Source organism: Elioraea sp., assembly GCF_051860475.1.
Lineage (GTDB): Bacteria > Pseudomonadota > Alphaproteobacteria > Acetobacterales > Acetobacteraceae > Elioraea.
The window spans coordinates 1-2,072 of sequence record NZ_JBHYDW010000272.1 but is presented as its reverse complement, the minus strand read 5'-3'; the positions used below and the strand labels follow the sequence as shown (position 1 = coordinate 2,072).

The following is a 2,072-nucleotide window of genomic DNA, read 5'->3' as shown; positions in this document are numbered from 1 at the left end:
GGTCGGCGCCCTCGACATCGAGCGCGCTCTGGGCGAGGGCGTGAAGGCGTTCGAGCCCGGCCTGCTCGCGCGCGCGCATCGCGGCTTCCTCTACATCGACGAGGCGAACCTGCTGGAGGATCACCTGGTCGATCTGCTGCTCGACGTCGCGGCCTCGGGCGAGAACGTCGTCGAGCGCGAGGGCATCAGCATCCGCCATCCCGCGCGGTTCGTGCTGGTCGGCAGCGGCAACCCGGAGGAGGGCGAGCTGCGCCCGCAGCTGCTCGACCGGTTCGGGCTCTCGGTCGAGGTGCGCACGCCGGACGACCTCGCGACACGGATCGAGGTGGTGAAGCGGCGCGACGCGTATGAGCGCGATACCGACGGCTTCGTCGCGTCGTGGCGGACGGCGGAGGCGAAGCTGCGCCGGCGGATCGTCGCGGCACGCGCGCGGCTCGCGGAGGTCGAGGCCGGTGACGCGGCGCTCGAACGCGCGGCCCGGCTCTGCATGGCGCTCGGCACCGACGGGCTGCGCGGCGAGCTCACGCTCATCCGCGCCGCGCGTGCACTGGCCGCCCTCGAAGGCGACGCTCACCTCGGCGATGCGCATCTGCGCGCGGTCGCGGCCTCGGCGCTGCGGCACCGGCTGCGGCGCAACCCGCTCGACGAGACCGCCTCGAGCGCGCGGATCGAACGCGCGCTTGCCGAGCTGTTCGGCGCTTGACCATGCTGGGCGAGGCGCCCTCCTCGCAGGCCGAGGATGCGTGGCGGGCAGCCGCCGTGTTCGCCGTCGACCCGGCCGGCACGGGCGTGCTGTTGCGTGCAGGCCCCGGCCCCGCGCGCGACCGCTGGCTCGCACGGCTGCGTGCGCTCTGGCCCGAGGACGCGCCGCTCCGCCGCGTGCCGGCGAGCGTGCCGGATGACCGGCTGCTGGGCGGACTGGACCTGACGGCGACACTCGCCGCGGGACGAGCGGTCGCCGAGCGCGGCATCCTCGCCGCGGCCGATGGCGGCGCAGTGATCCTGGCGATGGCGGAGCGCCTGCCGGCCGGTACGGCCGCGCGCATCGCCGCCGCGAGCGACGCTGGCGAGGTCGCGGTCCAGCGCGACGGCATCGACCAGCGCCTGCCCGCGCGCTTCGGCGTGGTGGCGCTCGACGAGGGCCTCGCCGAGGACGAGCGCACGCCCCGGTCCGTCGCGGAGCGGCTGGCCATGCATCTCTCGCTCGATGCCGGTGCGCTGCCGCAGGACGCACCGGGCGCGACGATCACCCGGGCGCGCGCCCGCCTCGGCTCGGTAGCGGCGGACGCGGAGGTCCTGCGGGCGCTGTGCGCCGCCGCGCTGGCGCTCGGTGTCGGTTCGCTGCGCGCGCCCCTCCAGGCGCTGCGCGTTGCCCGCGCCGCCGCGGCACTGGCCGGGCGGGACACCGTCGCGGAGCCGGACGTTGCGCTCGCGGCTCGGCTGGTCCTCGCGCCGCGGGCGACGCGCCTGCCGGAGCCCGAGACTACCGACGCGGAGGAGCCACCCGAGGTGGAGCCGCCATCCGAGACCCAGGACCGGCACGCAACCGAGGAGTCGCGACCGATCGAGGACGTGATCCTGGCGGCGGCGAAGGCCGCCATTCCGGCGGGGCTGCTGGCGTCGCTCCGGCTCGCGGGCATGCCGCGCGGTGGCGGCACGCAGGGCAAGGCGGGCGCCATGCGCCGTACCCTGCGGCGCGGCCGCCCGGCCGGCACGCGGTCCGGCCGGCTCGGCAGCGGCGACCGGCTGGCACTGGTCGAGACCCTGCGTGCCGCAGCACCCTGGCAGGCGCTGCGCCGGCTCGAGGCGGCCGAGCGCGCGCGCCGCGTGATCGTGCGCCGCGACGACATCCGGCTCGTCCGCCTGAAGGCGCCATCGCAGACCACGGCCATCTTCGTGGTCGACGCCTCCGGCTCGGCGGCGCTGGCGCGGCTCGCCGAGGTCAAGGGCGCCGTCGAGCTGCTGCTCGCCGACTGCTACGTGCGCCGTGACACGGTGGCGCTGATCGCGTTCCGCGGCACGACGGCCGAACTCGTGCTGCCGCCGACCGGGTCGCTCGCCCGCGCGCGTCG

The 2,072-nt window shown here is 76.8% G+C and carries 2 protein-coding genes; both read left to right on the top strand.

Going from position 1 to position 2,072, the window contains the following annotated elements:
* A partial coding sequence (locus tag ACTIFU_RS23570) for an ATP-binding protein (protein ID WP_439580766.1) occupies window positions 1-703 on the top strand: 703 nt, incomplete at its 5' end.
* A 2-nt stretch (window positions 704-705) separates the two neighbouring features.
* A partial coding sequence (gene bchD / locus ACTIFU_RS23565) for a magnesium chelatase subunit D (protein ID WP_439580765.1) occupies window positions 706-2,072 on the top strand: 1,367 nt, incomplete at its 3' end.